The organism is Bacillus sp. 95MFCvi2.1 (genome assembly GCF_000374965.1).
Classification (GTDB): Bacteria; Bacillota; Bacilli; order Bacillales; family Bacillaceae_G; genus Bacillus_A; species Bacillus_A pseudomycoides.
Genome location: NZ_KB895716.1, coordinates 17,966 through 37,666 on the forward strand (window position 1 = coordinate 17,966; position 19,701 = coordinate 37,666).

Genomic DNA, 19,701 nt, shown 5'->3' on the forward strand with positions numbered 1-19,701 from the left:
CACCTTTCAAAACTCATTTTTTTGAAAAGATTTTTAATAGTATAGAATAATATTTATATCAAGAAAGTTAGTCCAATACATAGTAATCTTAATAAAGGTTATAGCTCAGATAAGTCAACAAATATTGTCAGACATTATAAGATTCTAAAATAACCATTATTTTAATTTAAATTTTCAGAATAATCAAACTGAAATATCGAAGTAAGAAAAATTAACATGTACATATTTATTACTAAAACTTTAATGAATGGTGGGAATGAAATGAAACGCAAAGTATTAACAAAATGGTTTGGAATTATAAGTTTAATCATTATGTTGCTAGGAGTTTCTATTCCACAAGCAGCAGCTGAGATAATACATCAAGAAAAGTTTCAAATTAACTGGAATCACATTAAATTCAAAGGTGCTGAAGTAAAAATAAAGGCAGATCTCTTAAAAACTTCATCAAAAGATGTTGCATATTGTTTATCACCTGATTTGAATTCACCAAACGGAGAGGAACTTCCTGAAATCGGGAAAGAAAATGATTTTGTATATCGTGTTTTACTTTATGGCTATCCTCAAAAAACACCAGCTGAACTGGGAGTTTCTACAAAAGAGGAAGCATACTATGCAACTCAATTAGCTATCTGGGTTGCATCTAAAAAAATCGAAATTGCTGATTCAAAACCAGAGAACCAACCGGTATATAATCTTGTAAAACAGCTGATAGACAAAGCTTCTAAAGGTACTGAAGTACAGGAAACATACTTAAACATAATACCTAATGAAAAACAGACAGTAGAGCAAAATGGGGACTATCTTGAAACCAAATTATATACGGTTCAATCAAATGCCTTATCTGGAGTATATTCCGTTCAATTGGAGGAGGCACCAGAAGGAGTGAAAATTTTAAATGAACAAGGTGAAGAAAAGAATGAATTCTCTATAAAGGAAAAATTTAAAATTTTAATTCCAAAAAAATCGACAAATGGAACTTTCAAACTAAGAGTACATACAAAATTGCAAAGTTTACAAGCAGTTGTTTTTGATGGCAAACAAAAGGTTCAAAATACCACAGCTTTATTGCCAAGAATGAGTGAAAAAAGTAGTACTGATATAGCAGTGCAATGGGAATCATTAGGATCTCTAAAAATTACGAAGGTAGGAGAGAATAGAGAAACTTTAAAAGGAGCGGTATTTGAGGTTGCAAGTGAAAATGGCGATTTTAGGAAAGAAATCACTACAACTAAAGATGGAGTTGCACTATTAAATCAGCTTCCTATTGGTACATATATTATAAAGGAAATTCAGGCACCAGAGGGTTATGTACTGGACCCTACAATACAGAGAATGGAAGTAAAGAACGGCGAAATAGCAAAAATAGAAATAAAGAATAAAAAAATAAAAAATGAGCTGCAAGTTACAAAAATACATGATACATATAAAAACACTAAACAATCTGATGATATACAAAATAAAGAGTACACAGAAGAAAAAGAGCATGTAAGTCAAGAACAATATTACTTACCATCAACAGGAGGAAAATTTCCAATTACATCATATATAGGAATATCATTTGTTGTTTTAGGACTCTACATATTGAAAGTAAAACACAAATAAGTTACAAATAGTAGAGGCTTATTATTAAAATTTATAGAAGGTAGTAGATAATACTTAATATTCAAGATACCTTAATAGCCCTATATAATGTTAACAGATGTTTTGTAAAAATGTAGCTTATAATGATTCTTAAAAATGAAAACGCTTGCAAAATTAAAGGTTATTAAAACTATAGGTATGTCTTTTTATCCTAGGAACCATGAGAGACGCCTACTAAAATAAATGAACATTAATTTTGTATTCAGGAGAATCCATCCAATTTTGCAAGTGGTAATAGTTTAGTAAATAGGTAAGATAAAGAATAAGCCAAAAAACAAATTTATCAAATAGAACCGTATAATGCACAAAAAGGGTATTCATTGGCGGCAATTACATTTACATACTAAAGCATAAAAAGCTTTTTCACCATGAAACTGATACTGTTGAACCTATGTCCGCAGAACAGGAGGAGCTACTTAAATAGAATCTGCGATGTCTTTTCGAATCTCTGAACCATTTAAATAACGTTTTACAGCCTTTAACTTCTCTTCGATTGTAAATTAAAAAGCACCTCCAATTGTTAAACTGTGTCTAACAATTGGAGGTGTTCTTCATAATCTCCTTTTATTTTCATAACTACGGCTTGTATATAGTCTAAAACCTACCCTCTCCTATTATTTCTTCTTTTTCTTTACCGCGATTAAAAAAGCAATAAACAAAACATTTACCCCAATTAGTAAAGAGATAAAAAGCCAATTAACCCCTGTTTTTTCTCTAACTTGATATACATTTGCTTCTTCTCGCTTCAATACGAGATAATAATTCCCATCTTCTTCTCTAATGATTTCATCTTCCAATAATCCCTTTAATTCTCGATTTTCTCCTATCTCATTTGCCGAAAGTGAAACTTTTTGTGTCTCTTTCGTGTTGTTAATTGCAACAAGTGTCACTTCATCTTTATACGTCCTTTTTAGCACACTCATCCCAGTCTTATCATATACCAACTCAAATGTCCCACGGCGAAGAGAAGGGAATTTTTGACGGATCTCTCCCAATCTCGTTACATACTGTAAAAACTTTTCATCTGTTTTAAAATCCATTAAGCGGCGATTATCTGGCACTCCCCCGCCATCAAGCGCAATTTCCGTTCCGTAATACACAATCGGCATCCCTGGTGTTGTATATAAATAAGTAAGCGCAAGTTTTAAACGAGCCGGCGGATAATATGCTTTCTCTTTCGCGATTCTGACAAACCGCTTTGTGTCTTGATTATCTAAAAAATTACTTGTTACTTTACCATTTTCTATTAAACTAACGTCATAAAGTGGTTTAATAGGTGTATCCGTTTTCGTAAAGACATCTGTTATGTGCTTATAGTACTCATTATGTATACCCTCTCCCTCATCAGTCATAACGAGGAAATCTTTTTTTATTCCTTGAACACTTTGTTTTACTGTATTTAAAAAGGCACGAGATATTTCTTTACTATGCATAAGATAACTTCCATCTATGTTCGCTTCTTTCATCCACCATTTTATCGAATCAATAAGCGTTTCTTGCTCTTTTTCTACAACAAATTGAAACACCACTTTCATATCTCGTTTATGTGCTTCTTGTACAAGTTGTTTCACATCTTGCATTGACCCAAAATGTTCATTCACTTTTTGCAAATCAACCATACCATACCCATCATACGTTTCACCTTTAAAAATTGGCGAAAGCATAATAGTAGTGAATCCCATCTCTTTTATGTAATCTATTCGCTTTACAATCCCTTGTATATCTCCCCCTTGGTATCTTTCTAAATTCCCTACATCAAGCTGTTTATCATTTTTTGCATCTCCATTATTAAAACGGTCAACCATAATAGAATATACTACTTCATCTTGCCACTCTCTTTTTTCTTCCGCTAATGTATGTATAGGCGCTAAGAAAGCAAATACCATACAAAAACAAATCAACACTCCTCTTCTCCATATCTTCTTCACATAATATCCCCCAACTTCTTTTTAATTGTAAGAATAGTATATCAATTTTCCGGACAAACCGCACTTACACAAACGACATGTCAGGTTTCCTCACGTAACATTTGAAATTTTCTGAAAAACATGTTGATTTTTTATTTATTATTGAATATGATATGAAACATAACATCGAATGTAATATTTTATAACATTATAGGAGGGGAAAAGAATGAACATGGGAGATACTGTGTTTTTATTTTTAGCGACGGTAATGGTTATGATTATGACGCCAGGTTTGGCACTTTTTTACGGCGGGATGGTTCGTAGCAAAAATGTACTGAGTACTACAATGCATAGCTATAGCGCAATGGCGATCGTTTCCATTCAATGGATTTTTATCGGTTATTCTTTATCATTCGGGCCAGATTGGAATGGCGTCATTGGTACATTAGATTGGTTCGGCTTACAAAACGTAACTTACGCACCAAACGCAGACTACTCCGCTACTATTCCTCACAATTTATTTATGATGTTTCAACTTATGTTTGCAATCTTAACACCAGCGCTCATTTCAGGAGCATTCGCTGAAAGAATGCGATTTTCTGCTTTTCTCATTTTCATCCTTATTTGGACGACAATCGTTTATAATCCCGTTGCCCATTGGGTATGGGGCGTTGGCGGATGGCTTCGCGAACTCGGAGCATTAGATTTCGCTGGCGGTAACGTTGTCCATATCACATCCGGTGTCGCTGGGCTTGTATTAGCGATTTTCCTCGGCAAGCGAAAAGACGTAAACGGATCTTCTCCTCACCATCTCCCCTTTACACTTTTAGGCGCAGGCTTATTATGGTTTGGATGGTTCGGGTTTAACGTCGGTAGCGCCCTTACACTGAACGATGTAGCACTGACCGCATTCATTAATACAAATACCGCAGCCGCAGCTTCCGCCTTAACATGGATCTTAGCAGAGTGGTTCTTCCAATCAAAACCGACTGTAATGGGAGCGGCTTGCGGCGCTGTATCAGGCCTCGTTGCTATTACACCAGCTTGCGGATTCGTCACTCCTTTCTCCGCTCTTTTAATCGGAGCGATCGGAGGCGTTCTTTGCTTCGGAGCTGTCTTCTTTTTAAAACATAAACTTGGCTATGATGATGCACTTGATGCATTTGGATGTCACGGTATCGGCGGAACATGGGGCGGCATTGCAACAGGACTATTTGCAACCACTTCTGTAAATAGCGGCGGCGCTGATGGATTATTTTATGGAAATGCCGCACTCCTTTGGAAACAGCTAGCTGCAATTGGAGCGACTTATGCATTTACAATCGTGATGACGTACGCCATTATTAAAGGAATTAGTTTCTTCCTTCCCGTTCGCGCGCATGAGCATGAAGAGCAAATGGGGCTCGATATTTCGATGCATGGGGAGAAGGCTTATGAATATAGTGAGAAATCACTAGGCGAGGTGGCAATACAAAAAGAGGCTAAGTGATGCATTTTATAAGTATATAACTTTTATAATAGAAAAAGGTTTATCTCTTTTTAAATTCGAATTTAGAAAGTAAAAAATCTAATAAAAAATAAAGTTCTTATAAGTATTTTAAAAGAAAAGACGACTGAAAATTCAGCCGTCTTTTTATTCATTATATTAGTAGACACATATAGCAATTAAAATTTGAGAATAAAATAGAACCATGAATATTATTATTTCTTAGGATTTCCTACATACGCTGAAATATCAACGTTTAATGATTTTGCTAAGCGCATACCGTAATCACGATCTGCACGGAAGAAGTTACAGATTGCAAGTAATTTTGTTTGCTCATGCACATCTTTTAAATCGTTTGTTAAGTTGGCAATTAAGTTATCTTGTTCCTTTTTAGAGAATGAACGGTAACGCTCACCCGCTTGCTGGAAGTCGTTTGGTTTATCGATTTTTTCACGAGATACATAACCTTCAAGCTTCATAGTTGAATCACGGTATGCTGGATCCTCAACTGGATTTTCCGCATGACGACTTGGCTCGTAGTTAATTGTTGATGGTTGTTGATTCATTTGCATTGCACCATCACGTTGTTGATTACGAACAGCTGCATATGGGCAGTTCACAGGGATTTGTAAGTAGTTCGCACCAAGACGGTAACGTTGTGTATCTGGATAAGAGAATAAACGTCCTTGTAATAATTTATCTTCAGACGGTTCAATACCAGGTACAGTTGCACTTGGAGTAAACGCAGCTTGCTCTACTTCTGCAAAGAAGTTTTGCGGGTTGCGATTTAACGTCATTGTTCCGACTTCTATTAACGGAAAGCGATCTTCTGGCCATACTTTTGTTGGATCTAATGGATCAAAGTCTAAAGAATCCATTTCATCAAGTTGCATTACCTGTACGTGAAGATCCCATTTTGGATAATCTCCACGCTCGATTGCATCAAATAAGTCACGAGTTGCATGGTTGAAGTCTTTTCCTTGTACTTGTTCTACTTCTTTTGCACTCAAGTTACGAACACCTTGCTGTGGTTTCCAATGATATTTAATATAAACAATTTTACCTTCTGCACTAATCCATTTAAATGAATGTACACCGAAACCTTCCATTTGACGATAGTTTGCTGGCGTACCGTAATCAGAGAATACCCATGTCATCATGTGTGTAGACTCTGGAGACAAAGTCATGAAATCCCAGTAACGATCTGGCGTTTGAATATTTGTATCTGGCGCTGGTTTTAAAGAGTGCACCATGTCAGGGAATTTAATTGCATCACGAATGAAGAAAACTGGTAAATGGTTACCAACGATATCATAGTTTCCTTCCTCTGTATAAAACTTTACAGCGAAACCACGTGGGTCACGAGCTGTTTCCGGAGAACCTTGCCCATGAATAACCGTTGAGAAACGAACGAATACAGGTGTTTCTGTTCCCTCGTTTTGTAAAAACGCTGCTTTCGTATATGCTTTCATGCTATTTTTCGTTACGAAAACACCATGAGCACCTGCGCCACGCGCATGAACAACACGTTCTGGAATACGTTCACGATCAAAATGAGCAAGTTTTTCTACTAAATGATAATCTTCTAATAATACCGGTCCACGGCGACCAGCTGTACGAGAATTTTGGTTATCCCCTACCGGAGCACCTTGGTTTGTTGTTAAGCGATTATTTGGATTCATCAAGAGGAACCTCCTATTATTTCATAATAATAATTACTTATTTAAAATTATTATAATTTAATTATTGTTCAAAATTAATTTTTTGTCAATTATTTTATTCACTTTTTTGGAAACAATTTCTACTAAACAATCAATAAATAAGTCTTGAGCATTCGGCATAGCTGGTCTGAAATAGGATGCACCTAGTTCATCCGTTACAACTTTACATTCATAATCGTTGTCATACAGCACTTCTAAATGTTCTGCCACAAACCCGACAGGACAGTATACAAAAGATTCATAACCATGCTTTTCGTATAAATCTTTCGTTACATCTTGTACATCTGGTCCAATCCATGGATCTGGTGTATTTCCTGCACTTTGCCAGCCAATTGTATAATTTTGAATACCTGCTGCTTCAGCAATTAAATCTGCCGTATGCTGTAGTTGCTTCACATACGGGTCTCCTGCTGTAATAATCTTCTCCGGTAAACTATGCGCTGAAAAAATTACAACAGCTTTCTCTCCGTCTGTAATTCTAGTAAATGTTTCTTTTATTCGGTTTGCCCAATACGCAATAAATTTCGGTTCATCGTACCATTGCTCAATCGGCTCTATAACAGGACCATTTATGTTCTCAGAAATCTTTTCGGCACGCTCGTTGTACGCTTTAATACTAAAAGTTGAATAATGAGGTGCTAACACAATACTAATTGCTTCCTCAATACCATCCCGCTTCATCTCTTCCACCGCATCTTCAATAAATGGAGCGATATGTTTTAGTCCCAAATAACATACAAATTCAAATTCTGAAAAACTCTTATTTAACTCATTTGTTAATTTTCTAGCTTGTTCCTTTGTAATTTTCGCAAGTGGTGAAATACCACCAATCGCTTTATAACGCCCCACTAAATCATCAAGCGCTTCTTGAGATGGTTTACGTCCATGACGAATATGCGTATAATACGCCGCTACATCCTCAAGTGATTCCGGTGTTCCGTACGCCATCACAAGTAAACCTATTTTCTTCTTATTCATCTATATTCACCTCAATATTAGAAATGAGAATCTTTTTCAAGAACATTCGTTTCCAGTATACCAATCGATAATGAGTACGTCAAAATAATAATTATAAATAAGTATTATTTATAATATGATTTTTAATTTTATTTGACAATTTATTTAATATCATTTGTCATATTCTGGTTTACTTCCACTGAATTTTGAGATAGGGTCTTACTGTCCGCAAATAGCGAGATAAAAATGTAACAGTTAACATTCTAAAATCAAAATAAAATGAATAACAAATGAATAAAAATTATACGTAAGATATAAGATCATTAAGATATTCAGTTACATAAAGATCATTAATATGTTGATACACAATTAATGACGATACTCATTCAATTTGTTAGTATATAAATGACTTAACCACGAATGATAAATAAACATTCTAATTTATGAATTTTCATTCACAACTAAGTATATCTCAACGATTTTCAGGAGGTTTTTTTCAGATGAAGTTACATAAGATGAAACATTTGCTACCTATATCTGCTGCAACAATTACACTCGTATCTAATCAAGGAACGGCCGATGCAGCAACGGTTTATACTGTTAAAAAGAATGACACTCTCGGGGGTATTAGCATCCACTATGGAGTTTCAGTTCAAGCCATTAAACAAGCGAATCATAAGACAAATGATCGAATTTATATTGGAGAACAATTAACCATTCCAGTCTCGCCTTCATCAAGCGAATCTACACAACAAAAAGATGTGGAAGCTTCAAATCATTCAACTCAAATTGTTTATCAAGTTCAACGAGGAGATACATTAGAAGCTATCGCAAAACGATACAATGTATCCATACAATCAATTAGACAAGCTAACAATACAAACGGCGATCGGATTTATGCAGGTCAACACTTAATTATTACGACAGGTATTTCAGAACAAGAACTGGACTTAATGGCTCGTTTGGTCACTGCCGAAGCCGGAGGAGAGCCTTACGCTGGGAAAGTCGCAGTGGCCAAAGTTATATTAAATCGCGTTGATGCAGTAGGGTTTCCAAATACAATTACCGATGTTATTTATGAACCTATTAAATACGGCTATGCCTTTACACCAGTTACAGATGGAAGAATTGATCAACCAGCAACCCGCGAAGCGAGAATGGCGGTAGAAGAAGCAATTTCTACTAAAGGAATTAATTCTGATTGGCTTTATTTTTATAATCCAAAAACCTCTACCGACAAATGGATTACGACACGCCAAACTGTTGCAGTAATTGGGAATCATGTGTTTGCTAAATGAGGAATTGATTCATTAACTATATTTACTCTCGGACAGATCTCTTCCCTTGGAAGGTCTGTCCCTTTTTATTTCTCTTCTATAGATTCATAGAGAATATTCAACTCCCCCTCCCTTCACTTCGTTTAGAGGAGTGAGTCTTCTCGGTTAAAATGATAAAGAAGACACTCTAACAAGTGTCTTCTTTCGTTGTAAAAACCTCTTAAAATATGTATCTAGTATCCTACATACTCATAAAAAAACTTTCGTTACATCATAACGCCATTATCTTTGAATGAATACCATTTTCCATCAATGAAATGTTTACCTGTTGCCATTGCACCGTTAGACTGTAAATAATACCAATTGCCATTTTCTTGTAGCCATCCTGTTTTCATCGGGCCATCCGCATTCAGATAGTACCATGTACCCTCATCTTGCACCCAGCCTGTTTTCATCGGGCCATCATAAAAGTAATACCATTTCCCGTTATAACTTAACCAACCTGCGTGGCTTGCTCCAGTTTTATCATTAAAGTAATACCAATCACCATCAACTAATTCCCATCCCGTTACCATTGATCCATCTGGATTGAAATACCATACAGTACCACCTTCAGCTAGTTTTCCTGTCCGCATAGCACCACTGTCATCAAAAAAGTAACGCTTTCCTCCCTCATCTAACCAACCTTCGTTCCACCCATTTGCTGAGCTTTTCATTGTGCCATTTGCATTTAAGTAATACCATGTGCCCTTATCTTTTAACCAGCCTGTTTTCATCGTTCCATTTGCATTCAGGTAGTACCAATTCCCATTATCTTCAATCCAACCTGTTTGCATCTTAGAAGCCACAAAGTAATACCAGCTTCCTTTGTACTGTAACCAGCCATTATAGCTAATGCCCTCTTGATTAAAGTAGTACCACTCATTCTTAATCAAATTCCACCCTTTTACCATTGATCCATCTTCAAGAAAATAGTTACCATCTGGATGTGAACCTAACCAAATGTTCTTTTGCATTTTGCCACTCTCTATAGCCATGGAATATACCTTACCGTTATATTCAAGATAGCCCTCGTGTAGCTTTCCTCCTTGGTGAACGTAATACCATTCTCCTTCGTACTGAACCCAGCCTTCGTTCGTATATAACGCACCGTCTGCTCCTAATAAATAACATGAACCTTGATTAAAAATATTACCCGTTTTCATTGCTCCACTTTCAGCAAAGTAGTACCACTTTCCTCCATCACTTAACCAGCTATTACTTTTCATTGCCCCATCCGCATTCAAGTAATACCATGCACCATTATCTTTTAACCACCCTGTTTTCTTCACACCATTTTGGTCATAGAAATACCATGTATTCCCCTCTTTTACCCAACCTGTTTTCTGCATTGCCTGTTCTGTTTTTGGAGCAAATTGTTTTACAGCCTCTTGGTTTTCAGCATGAGATACTGCAGGAACTACAAACATTGCAGACATTAAAACTGGTAAAATAGTTTTCTTCATTTTCCATATCCCCCAAATAATGAATAATTTGTGTTTTTATTTCCACAAGGAGAATTATATTACGACGTTTCAATATAATCAACATTTTTGTAATTTATTTGTAATATTCTTTATTCAACCGAAACAAAAATTAATTAAAGTTAATTTTTATTACCTTTTTGTTATATTTTTATTTTAATAAATTTTCAAATTAGTTATTTCTTTGAGACATTAAGAATAGATAAAGGGCCCCTATTCTGGAAATGTATATTCAAGTTAAATAGCGAAAAAAAGCGGCTCACAATGATTGTGAGCCGCTTTTTACTATTCTTTAATATTTACCCCATACTCCTTAAACCACACATGAATTTGTGCCAAATGTGCCAATAGTTGTGGCCCGGTCATCAACTGACCAAACCATGGCGTTTGAAACGCACTACCACCTGATTGAATCAACCCTTGTAATTGTTCTTTATCAAACAACTCATGCAAAATTGAGTTTTTATCCGTTAACAGATTCTGTAACCACACTGTTACCGCTTCCGTGTAGTGCGGATTGTGCGTTTTTGGATACGGACTTTTCTTTCTGTATAATATATCATTTGGTAATACACCTTCTAATACTTTACGTAATAGACCTTTTTCGCGATTTTTATACATTTTTATTTCCCAAGGAATATTCCACGCATATTCGACCAGACGATGATCCGCAAATGGAACACGTACTTCTAGGCTCGCTCCCATACTCATGCGATCCTTTCTGTCTAATAATGTCGTCATAAACCAAACCATATTCAAATAAAATAATTGTCGTCTTTTTGCTTCAATTGTACTTTCTCCTTCTAAAATCGGCACTTCCTGTATAGATTCTTCGTAGCGTCGTTGTACATATTCTTGCAGTTTTAATTTATCACGCCATTCTTTTTTCAGGAGTTGTTCGCGTGCCTCTGTAGAGCGCATCCAAGGGAATGCACTTGATTGCAAATCATCTTCCCGGTAAAACCATGGATAACCTCCAAAGATTTCATCTGCACATTCACCCGACAAACCGACGACAAAATCTTGTTTAATTTCTCGGCAAAACCATAATAATGAAGAATCGATATCTGCCATACCAGGTAAATCGCGAACGAGTACTGCTTCTGTTAAATACTCCGCTAACTGTTCATTGGAAATCACACAGCGGTGATGAATTGTACCAAATGTTTCTGTCATCAAATCAATAAATGGTGCATCCGAATTTGGTTGAAAAGCATTTGCTTTAAAATATTTTTCATTATCTTCATAATCAATCGAATACGTATGCAACTTCCCTTTTCCTTCTCTTTCATATGCCATTGCCGCAAACGCTGTAATGGCACTTGAATCTACCCCACCCGACAAAAATGTACATAACGGTACATCTGAAACCAATTGTCTTGTAATCGCATCCTTAAGCAGAAAACGTACTTGTTCTACTGTTTCTTCAAATGAATGTTCATGTTTTTTACTCTCAACATTCCAATAGCGCCATATACATAAACCATCTTTTGAAAAAGTAAGAACATGACCTGGACGTAGCTCTTGAATTCCTGCATAAATACCATGTCCAGGTGTTCGAGACGGTCCTAATCCAAATATTTCTGATAGTCCCTCTGTCGTAACTTCTGTCTTTACATCTGGATGAGCTAAAATAGCTTTTAATTCTGAAGCAAACAATAATCTTCCGTTTTCATATTTATAAAATAATGGTTTCACACCTAATCGATCCCGTGCAATAAACACTTGTTCTTTTTTCTCATCCCAAACCGCAAAAGCATATATTCCATTTAAATGATTCACACATTCTTCTTTCCATTCGATATAAGACGCTAATAATACTTCCGTATCAGAATGCCCTTTAAATCTATAACCTCTTTGCATTAATTCTTTACGAATATCTTCTGTATTATAAAGTTCCCCATTATAACAAATTGTGTAATACTCTTCTTCTTTCATACATGTACATGTCATCGGCTGTTTCCCACCTTCAGGATCAACCACAATTAAACGTTTATGCCCAAAAGCAACATGCCTTTTGATCCAGACATTCGTATCATCTGGACCGCGCTTTGCAAGTGTTTCTGCCATCTTCGTAACCGTTTCTCTTTCACCTTCTAACGACCGCTTATAATCAATCCATCCTGTAATCCCGCACATATAAATCATCCTTCCTATCCTATATCCGTATAACTTTACTCCATTCAAAACCCACATAGAACCAAAAAGGCTGAACTGAAACGTCTGCACGTAAAAGCCTAATTGATGAGGGCTAACGATCCAGACGGAATTTCTCCGTCCGGATAAAAAATTCACTGTTTGAAGCATGTTTTTATTCTATGCCCACCTTTCTTTAGGTGTTCCATGGTTATAAAGAATGCCTGAACTGTCCATAACAGGAATAACTACTTCTATAAAAGGAGAAATCACGAATGAAACAACGCAAACATATTTTGTATAATCAACCGCGTGCTCATACAATTGGGAATGTGGAATATATAAACAATGAATGGATATTCTTTGATGATGAAAATGATGAAGCATTTTTGCTTGAGGATATTATTGAAGATGGATTTGAAGTTTTATATAACAACAATTGGCTACCGGCAAGATTCTACGAACAAAACATATTACAAATTGCAAATGAACATCATCCATTGCAAAATGGTGAAATGATACGAATTCGTAAAAAATTACTACTCAGTTATCATGAATGGTTAGAAGAGCTATCCGATTCCGCTTTTGCGTTATTTGCAGAAACATTGCAGTCCTTCAATTATTCTTTATATGACTGTATATATTGTCATAATTTCTTATCGTTTCAGCCGAAAGAAGGGCCTTGTGAAGGTGTAAACCTGCTATTATTTGATAACGAAGAAATGATTTGCTCGTTGCACCATCATTACGTTCGGTATTCCACTTGTAATAAGAATATATTTCAATTTACAAAAACAAATGGGGAACAACTACATATAGAATCTACGTGAATACAATAGCTATACCTCGTCTCTATCTTTTCCGTAATCAAACCTCATAAATGTATTTTATTTCATATAAGTTCAAATTTGACAAACCATTAAACAAAAACCATCTTATTCTCCTTTACAGAAAAATAAGATGGTTTTATTTTACGCAAATGGTGAAAATCCCATCGGTAATCGTAATCCAAGATATAGTACAATAACAAGCGCAATAATAAATTGAACCCAAAACGCCCCTGCTGGTTTCTTCTTACTTGTTTTCACAAGAATCATTTCCATTGCAGCAATAACCCAAACACCAACTAACATTTTTAGGCCATACCACATATGCATGTTCCCTGTTGCTGTTTTCATAATGCTTTGATACAGTAAGAAACCCGTTACAATGATGATGATATACACAAGACGAAGCCCCATATGTACGCCTTTACCTTTTCTTCCTGCCGTATACATAGAATACGCCACAAAGAATAAAATAAGCCCTAGTGCCCACGCTGTAATATGCATGTGTGTTGTCACGATATCCCAACCTCCTCTTTTCACACTTTTTCACTTTATATGATACCATGTCCACTTCTTTTCAGGAAATATTTCGCTTTTTTACATTTAAATGATATAATATTTAGAGTATTTATAAACTTCTTGTAATAACAAAAGGGGGAACAATCATGATTCAAACAAAAGATATTATCGAACTAACAGACACATATGGAGCTCACAACTATCATCCGCTACCAATCGTAATTTCGAAAGCAGAAGGAGTTTGGGTAGAAGATCCTGAAGGAAACCGCTACATGGACTTACTTAGTGCATATTCTGCGGTAAACCAAGGACACCGTCATCCGAAAATTATTGACGCTTTAATTGAACAAGCAAACCGTGTTACGTTAACTTCACGTGCCTTCCATAGTGATCAATTAGGTCCTTGGTACGAAAAAGTAGCGGAATTAACAAATAAAAATATGGTACTTCCAATGAATACAGGTGCGGAAGCTGTTGAAACCGCAATCAAAACAGCACGTCGCTGGGCATATGATGTGAAAAAGGTAGAAGAAAATAGAGCTGAAATTATCGTTTGTGAAGATAACTTCCATGGTCGTACAATGGGGGCAGTTTCCATGTCATCCAATGAAGAATACAAACGTGGCTTCGGACCAATGCTTCCTGGCATTATTGTGATTCCTTACGGTGATTTAGAAGCATTAAAAGCTGCAATTACACCAAATACAGCTGCATTTATTTTAGAACCAATTCAAGGAGAAGCAGGAATTAACATTCCACCAGCTGGATTCCTAAAAGAAGCATACGATGTATGTAAAAAAGAAAACGTTTTATTTGTAGCTGACGAAATTCAAACTGGTTTAGGTCGTACTGGTAAACTATTTGCATGTGATTGGGACAACATAATTCCTGACATGTACATACTTGGTAAAGCACTTGGCGGCGGCGTATTCCCAATTTCTTGCGTTGCAGCAAATCGCGATATTTTAGGCGTATTCGAACCAGGTTCTCACGGCTCTACATTCGGTGGTAATCCACTTGCATGTGCTGTTTCTATTGCGGCTCTTGACGTATTATTAGATGAGAAATTAACAGAGCGTTCTCTTCAATTAGGTGAAAAATTAGTAGGACAATTAAAAGAAATTGATAATCCTATGATCACAGAAATCCGTGGTAAAGGATTATTTATCGGAATCGAATTGAACGAGCCTGCTCGTCCATATTGCGAAAAATTAAAAGAAGCGGGTTTATTATGTAAAGAAACACATGAAAATGTAATTCGTATCGCACCACCTCTTGTTATTTCTGAGGAAGACCTAGAGTGGGCGTTCCAAAAAATTAAAGCGGTATTATCTTAATCAAAACAAGCTGCCTCTTACGAGGCAGCTTGTTTCATGAAACAATCATTTTTGAGAAAAGTAATATCCCAACGATAACCGGAAATAGAAGCAACACACCTGCTATACAGGAGACAATCACATGTTTCAATTCCCACCAATCATTTCTTATCCCTTTCCGAAACCAAAACAATGAAAAAGGTATAATGAATATCACTGCCGTTACCAATCCTGGAACATATCTTTCTGTCAAAATTGCCCCAGTGATATGAAACAACCCATTCATAAAAATCATCGCTTGTATAACGAGCAATATATAAAGCGTGACTTTCTTTTTAAATATAGAATGAATACACACAAGCAGAAAGACAATGCTTGTTAACAAACATAATGCAATGAAGAAATATTGTTTTTGCCACGCGTTTTCTTCCATACGAATCGGTTGGAAATATTTCATTTCAGGGAAAAAATAATATTCCTCAGCATTATGAAATGCAAATAGAATAGGGATGAGCCAAATATATAACGTACTATTTGACCAGGTTTTGAAGCGTTCCAACATGCTGCACCGTTATTGTTACTTCATCACCAGCGCTTAGAAATTTAGGTGGTATAAACCCTTTCCCAACTCCCGCTGGTGTTCCAGTCGCAATAATATCCCCAGGCTCTAACGTCATCCCTTTACTTACGATAGAAATAATATCTTCTATTGAAAATATCATATTTGCAGTATTTGAAGTTTGCCGAACCTCTCCGTTCACTCTTGTTTCAATATCTAATTGATTCGGGGTTTTAATAGCCGTCTTATGAACTAAATACGGCCCCATTGGGCAAAATGTATCAAAACTTTTTCCTAAGAAAAATTGTTTATGTTTTCTTTGAATATCTCGAGCAGTTATGTCATTTACAATTGTATAACCGAAAACATATTCAAGCGCCTTATCTTTTGCAATTTGTTTTCCGCGTTTCCCAATCACAATTGCGAGTTCTCCTTCATAATCTAGTTCACTCGTTGCATGCGGATGACTGTGAATTTTCTCTCTATTCCCGATAACCGTCGTCGGCGCCTTTGTGAAAATCATGATATCTTTCGGAATAGACTCTTCTCCACCCATCTCTATCGCATGATCACGATAGTTTTTTCCGACGCAAAGAATATTCTTTCTTGGTCTTGGAATAGGTGCTAATATTTTAACGTCTTGCAATGGATAATACGCCGTCGTTTCATTTTCCTTTGCCCAATTTATAATTTCTACCACCTTTTCAATAAAAGCATTTCCTTTTTCGATACACTCTAGCATTGTAATAGGAACTGTAATCTTTTCGCCTTTTTGCCGCTGTGCTTCTCTAATATGCAGCACTTTTTCTTCATACTCATCCACAATGCCAACAAATACTTTCTCTTCCTTCTTCACTGTAACAAACCGCATGATTTCCACTCTCCATCCTAAAACTCATACAATGTAATTGTATTCGCATTCCTTTAAAAAAAACCTGCCAATACATTTTAATTTTTACAAGATTCTTCATTTTTCACACTGTCCGATGTTATTTTGGAATAAAATGTAGAATTTTTACTTTTTTTATCGAAGCTATTTCTTTTTTATGGAACTTTTGTATAATATGTACTACATATATACTTAAAATTTATAAAGAGATGGAGCCGATTCTATGTTTGAGCAAGCGATTGAAAAAAAACGTGAGAAAATGATGTATTTTGCTGAACGTTACGGAATAACTTCTCAAAAAACAGTGAATTGTAGCCAAGAACTGGACAGGCTCTTAAATGTGGTTTGGCTTTTGAAAGCGGATTTCACCTCAACTTATACTATAGACGAACACACACAATGAAGTGTGTGTCTTTTATTTGAAAAAAGACACATTTTAATGAAAACGCCCATACAATAATAGAAAAGGATATTGATTTTTCATATAGAACATGGATGATAACAGCAGTAAAAATTTTATTTATGAAAGGTGTTTGCTATGCCAGCGATGGTTGGACATATTCATATCGTTAACATTGGATCAAGTGGTATTTTTCATGTTGGAGATGTATTTGCAATTAGACCGATTAGTTACTCACGTGCTTTTGCAGGAGCTGGTTCTTTTAATGTTGGTGAAAATATTTCAGTATACAATTATCAAAATGCGACAACAGTCAATGATACAGACATAATCGATCAAGCTATAATTGGATCCAACTAAAGGAGGCGATTCGTAAGTGAACTTTTATGTACAGCAAAGTATTATCATTAACAATATAAGAATTGATAGCATTACAACATCCTCCGTTTTTCAAATTGGAAGTGCCGGTAGCATTAAAGCATTATCTAAATTTTCCAATACAGGTGGATTTACAGCGCCACTTCGCCCCTTGAAATCAAAAGGACAAATTATTTCTATTAAACCATGATGGGTTCTTCTTAAGCTCTTTATGTCATAAACATATAGAGCAAGCATACACACCCCTCCCTATTGAAAAGGAGGTTTCACACAGTGAATCAAGATGTATATATTTACCTACAACAATTTCAACAAGTTCTTCAAAAACAACAAGAAGCAATTCATGCATTAGAAGAGCAAGTACAGACATTAAGGAAAGAACTTGATGAACTAAAAGGCCGGCCCTCCTCTTCTATAGGAAAAGTAGAATATAAATTCGATCAATTAAAAGTAGAAAACTTAAATGGTACGTTAAATATCGGCTTAAATCCATTCGCAACGAAAGGACAACAGATTGAAGATTTTGAGGTGGATACAGAAACATTAAAAGTAAATCCAGAAACACAAACAAACCCTGATTTTTATCAAGGCATTATTCAAGAGATGCATCGCTATTTAGATGAAGAAGCATATAGCAGAATTCTTCATTTTGAACAAGAACAGCGGACACCACTCGATGATATGTATCGACAAATGATGATTGATGATATAAAAAAACAAATGGAGCATCGCCTTCCTTACTATTTATCACAAGTACAACCGTATGAAGAGATTACATCAGATCCTCAGTATATGAAAGATGCAATTATTCAAGCTATGAAACAAGATATTGATAAAGCATTCCTTTCCTTTATTCAGCACATACCGAACAATTTTCGAAAGGAGTAAGTTTATATGAATTTTAACGTGATAAATCGTGAAATGAAAGTTGGCCAGATTAAAATGAACGGGGTATCTTCATCTGCACTTTTTTTAATCGGTGATGCGAACCTTCTCATTCTCTCTTCTATTCTCGATACACCTTTCGAATCAGTTACTGAGGGTCCATTTGTACCTCTCGTAACTGCCGCGCCTACTACTCCAGGTTAAGGAGGGAGCTTTATGCTTCAGCACATTTCAGTTGTTCATCAATCCAAAGTTATTTCTATGGGGATTGCTAGTGTTTTTCAAGTTGGCGATGCGAAACAGATGGAATTAAAAAGTCGTGCACTTATTGTTCATCGAGAAATCCCTTTTTATTTAAAAGATGAAGGAAGTTTCGAGGCTTTTAAAATCTTTACAGATGAGTATATTACAATTCCCAAAAGATCGACAGATGTCAAAGTGAATATTATAAATGAATGTCCCTTCATTGAAGTAAATGATGTTACGATTCGTACTTTATTAAATTCTGCCTGCTTTCAAATCGGCTCCGTTGACTATGCATTTAATAATTCACGCATTCACCAACTCCGTCAATATATTACAGATGAACCTTTCAACAAATAAATCATATAGTGATGTTAAAGAAGACTAATGAAGTAGGTGAATAACATGCCCTCTGTCGTTGGAAACCTCGTTGTTCAAAATAGTAATGGCTCTTTTAACTTAGGTGACTTCTATAATGTCTCTCCTAAGGAAAATACAAAGGCATATAACGGTTCAGGAGCATCAAATGTTGCTTTTGTTGTTAATACATTTAACGGTGTCAGCGCAACAAATACATTCGATTCAGATGTTGCGGATCAAGATCAAATTGGAACGGCTTAAAAAAAGTAGGAGAATTGTTCTCCTACTTTTTTCGTTCTTTTGATTTTCTTGTTCGCGCTTCAATAAGTGTAATCATTCTTATTGTTTAGCCTTTGAATGATAACCCACTTTCCTTCAAAGCAGTTCTAAGTTTAGGTAAAGATGCTGACCCCATACCGTGCAGTTGTAAAATCTCTTTCTCACTACATTTTGAGAGCTGCTGCAAAGAAGTTATTTCATTGTATTCCAATGCTCTTCTTGCTGGTGCCGAGAGAAGTGAAAGAAATCCACTTTCCGGTTTTCGTTCTTTCTCACAGATCGGGCAAGAAGGACAATCGCTACTTTTATAGTATTGGTGTCCATTATCACAAGTTCTTAAACTTTTTTTGGAAGTTACCATTTTACATACTCCCTTCCTAGAGTTACATCTTTCCCCT

Annotated in this window: 21 protein-coding genes; 12 read left to right on the forward strand and 9 right to left on the reverse strand. The window is 35.8% G+C overall.

The genetic code is table 11. The features are described from left to right. Window positions 1–261 precede the first annotated feature (261 nt). Complete coding sequence (locus C568_RS0124840; RefSeq protein ID WP_029427737.1) at window positions 262–1,602, forward strand: SpaA isopeptide-forming pilin-related protein; 1,341 nt, start codon at window positions 262–264, stop codon at window positions 1,600–1,602. A 653-nt stretch (window positions 1,603–2,255) separates the two neighbouring features. Here C568_RS0124840 and C568_RS0124845 read toward each other — a convergent pair. Further along, window positions 2,256–3,527: an alpha-amylase family glycosyl hydrolase gene (locus C568_RS0124845; protein WP_018783042.1), complete on the reverse strand. Its 1,272-nt coding sequence runs from the start codon at window positions 3,525–3,527 to the stop codon at window positions 2,256–2,258. Window positions 3,528–3,774: 247 nt separating this feature from the next. On the opposite strand from C568_RS0124845, the gene C568_RS0124850 reads away from it, so the two are divergent. Next, window positions 3,775–5,037 (forward strand): ammonium transporter, encoded by a 1,263-nt coding sequence (locus tag C568_RS0124850; RefSeq protein ID WP_018783043.1) that lies wholly within the window; start codon window positions 3,775–3,777, stop codon window positions 5,035–5,037. Window positions 5,038–5,249: 212 nt separating this feature from the next. Here the strand turns inward: C568_RS0124850 and C568_RS0124855 are convergent, their stop codons facing one another. Together C568_RS0124855 and hemH are read right to left on the reverse strand one after the other, a co-directional pair. After that, window positions 5,250–6,716 (reverse strand): catalase, encoded by a 1,467-nt coding sequence (locus C568_RS0124855; RefSeq protein ID WP_006093931.1) that lies wholly within the window; start codon window positions 6,714–6,716, stop codon window positions 5,250–5,252. Between the two features lie 57 nt (window positions 6,717–6,773). Then, window positions 6,774–7,733 (reverse strand): ferrochelatase, encoded by a 960-nt coding sequence (gene hemH / locus C568_RS0124860; protein WP_018783044.1) that lies wholly within the window; start codon window positions 7,731–7,733, stop codon window positions 6,774–6,776. Window positions 7,734–8,212: 479 nt separating this feature from the next. Between hemH and C568_RS0124865 the strand changes: the two genes are divergently transcribed. Then, the gene (locus C568_RS0124865) at window positions 8,213–9,010 is read left to right on the forward strand and encodes a LysM peptidoglycan-binding domain-containing protein (protein ID WP_018783045.1); all 798 of its coding nucleotides are present in this window, start codon (window positions 8,213–8,215) and stop codon (window positions 9,008–9,010) included. 245 nt (window positions 9,011–9,255) lie between these two features. Here the strand turns inward: C568_RS0124865 and C568_RS0124870 are convergent, their stop codons facing one another. Further along, window positions 9,256–10,494, reverse strand: coding sequence for an N-acetylmuramoyl-L-alanine amidase family protein (locus C568_RS0124870; protein WP_018783046.1), 1,239 nt, complete (start codon window positions 10,492–10,494; stop codon window positions 9,256–9,258). Window positions 10,495–10,797: 303 nt separating this feature from the next. Beyond that, window positions 10,798–12,651, reverse strand: coding sequence for an asparagine synthase (glutamine-hydrolyzing) (gene asnB, locus C568_RS0124875; RefSeq protein ID WP_018783047.1), 1,854 nt, complete (start codon window positions 12,649–12,651; stop codon window positions 10,798–10,800). Window positions 12,652–12,923: 272 nt separating this feature from the next. On the opposite strand from asnB, the gene C568_RS0124880 reads away from it, so the two are divergent. Beyond that, entirely contained in the window at window positions 12,924–13,478 is a 555-nt protein-coding gene (locus C568_RS0124880; RefSeq protein WP_003195877.1) for a DUF2777 domain-containing protein, read from the forward strand. A gap of 141 nt (window positions 13,479–13,619) precedes the next feature. On the opposite strand, the gene C568_RS0124885 is transcribed toward C568_RS0124880, so the two are convergent. Next, on the reverse strand, window positions 13,620–13,979 hold the full coding sequence (locus C568_RS0124885; RefSeq protein WP_033794635.1) for a YisL family protein: 360 nt from the start codon (window positions 13,977–13,979) through the stop codon (window positions 13,620–13,622). A gap of 161 nt (window positions 13,980–14,140) precedes the next feature. On the opposite strand from C568_RS0124885, the gene rocD reads away from it, so the two are divergent. Continuing rightward, complete coding sequence (gene rocD / locus C568_RS0124890; protein ID WP_003195875.1) at window positions 14,141–15,331, forward strand: ornithine aminotransferase; 1,191 nt, start codon at window positions 14,141–14,143, stop codon at window positions 15,329–15,331. 34 nt (window positions 15,332–15,365) lie between these two features. Here rocD and C568_RS0124895 read toward each other — a convergent pair whose 3' ends face one another. Together C568_RS0124895 and C568_RS0124900 are read right to left on the reverse strand one after the other, a co-directional pair. Continuing rightward, window positions 15,366–15,872, reverse strand: a complete 507-nt coding sequence (locus tag C568_RS0124895; protein ID WP_029427741.1) for an HXXEE domain-containing protein — start codon at window positions 15,870–15,872, stop codon at window positions 15,366–15,368. After that, on the reverse strand, window positions 15,841–16,740 hold the full coding sequence (locus tag C568_RS0124900; protein ID WP_018783050.1) for a fumarylacetoacetate hydrolase family protein: 900 nt from the start codon (window positions 16,738–16,740) through the stop codon (window positions 15,841–15,843). The genes C568_RS0124895 and C568_RS0124900 overlap by 32 nt, the downstream gene beginning before the upstream one ends. A gap of 241 nt (window positions 16,741–16,981) precedes the next feature. Here C568_RS0124900 and C568_RS0124905 point away from each other — a divergent pair, with 241 nt between their 5' ends. The 7 genes from C568_RS0124905 to gerPF all read left to right on the forward strand — a co-directional run bounded on the left by C568_RS0124905 (window position 16,982) and on the right by gerPF (window position 19,285). Then, entirely contained in the window at window positions 16,982–17,161 is a 180-nt protein-coding gene (locus C568_RS0124905) for an aspartyl-phosphate phosphatase Spo0E family protein (RefSeq protein ID WP_018783051.1), read from the forward strand. A gap of 135 nt (window positions 17,162–17,296) precedes the next feature. Next, window positions 17,297–17,518, forward strand: a complete 222-nt coding sequence (locus C568_RS0124910; RefSeq protein ID WP_006093916.1) for a spore germination protein — start codon at window positions 17,297–17,299, stop codon at window positions 17,516–17,518. A 16-nt stretch (window positions 17,519–17,534) separates the two neighbouring features. Beyond that, window positions 17,535–17,726: a spore germination protein GerPB gene (locus tag C568_RS0124915; protein ID WP_006093915.1), complete on the forward strand. Its 192-nt coding sequence runs from the start codon at window positions 17,535–17,537 to the stop codon at window positions 17,724–17,726. Between the two features lie 83 nt (window positions 17,727–17,809). Beyond that, window positions 17,810–18,424, forward strand: a complete 615-nt coding sequence (locus C568_RS0124920; RefSeq protein ID WP_006093914.1) for a spore germination protein GerPC — start codon at window positions 17,810–17,812, stop codon at window positions 18,422–18,424. A 6-nt stretch (window positions 18,425–18,430) separates the two neighbouring features. Beyond that, window positions 18,431–18,625, forward strand: coding sequence for a hypothetical protein (locus C568_RS0124925; RefSeq protein WP_018766557.1), 195 nt, complete (start codon window positions 18,431–18,433; stop codon window positions 18,623–18,625). 12 nt (window positions 18,626–18,637) lie between these two features. Further along, window positions 18,638–19,024: a spore germination protein GerPE gene (locus C568_RS0124930; RefSeq protein WP_006093913.1), complete on the forward strand. Its 387-nt coding sequence runs from the start codon at window positions 18,638–18,640 to the stop codon at window positions 19,022–19,024. A 45-nt stretch (window positions 19,025–19,069) separates the two neighbouring features. Next, window positions 19,070–19,285 (forward strand): spore germination protein GerPF, encoded by a 216-nt coding sequence (gerPF, locus tag C568_RS0124935; protein WP_003195867.1) that lies wholly within the window; start codon window positions 19,070–19,072, stop codon window positions 19,283–19,285. A gap of 85 nt (window positions 19,286–19,370) precedes the next feature. Here the strand turns inward: gerPF and C568_RS0124940 are convergent, their stop codons facing one another. Further along, window positions 19,371–19,664, reverse strand: coding sequence for an RNA polymerase alpha subunit C-terminal domain-containing protein (locus C568_RS0124940; RefSeq protein WP_006093912.1), 294 nt, complete (start codon window positions 19,662–19,664; stop codon window positions 19,371–19,373). Between the last annotated feature and the right edge of the window lie 37 nt (window positions 19,665–19,701).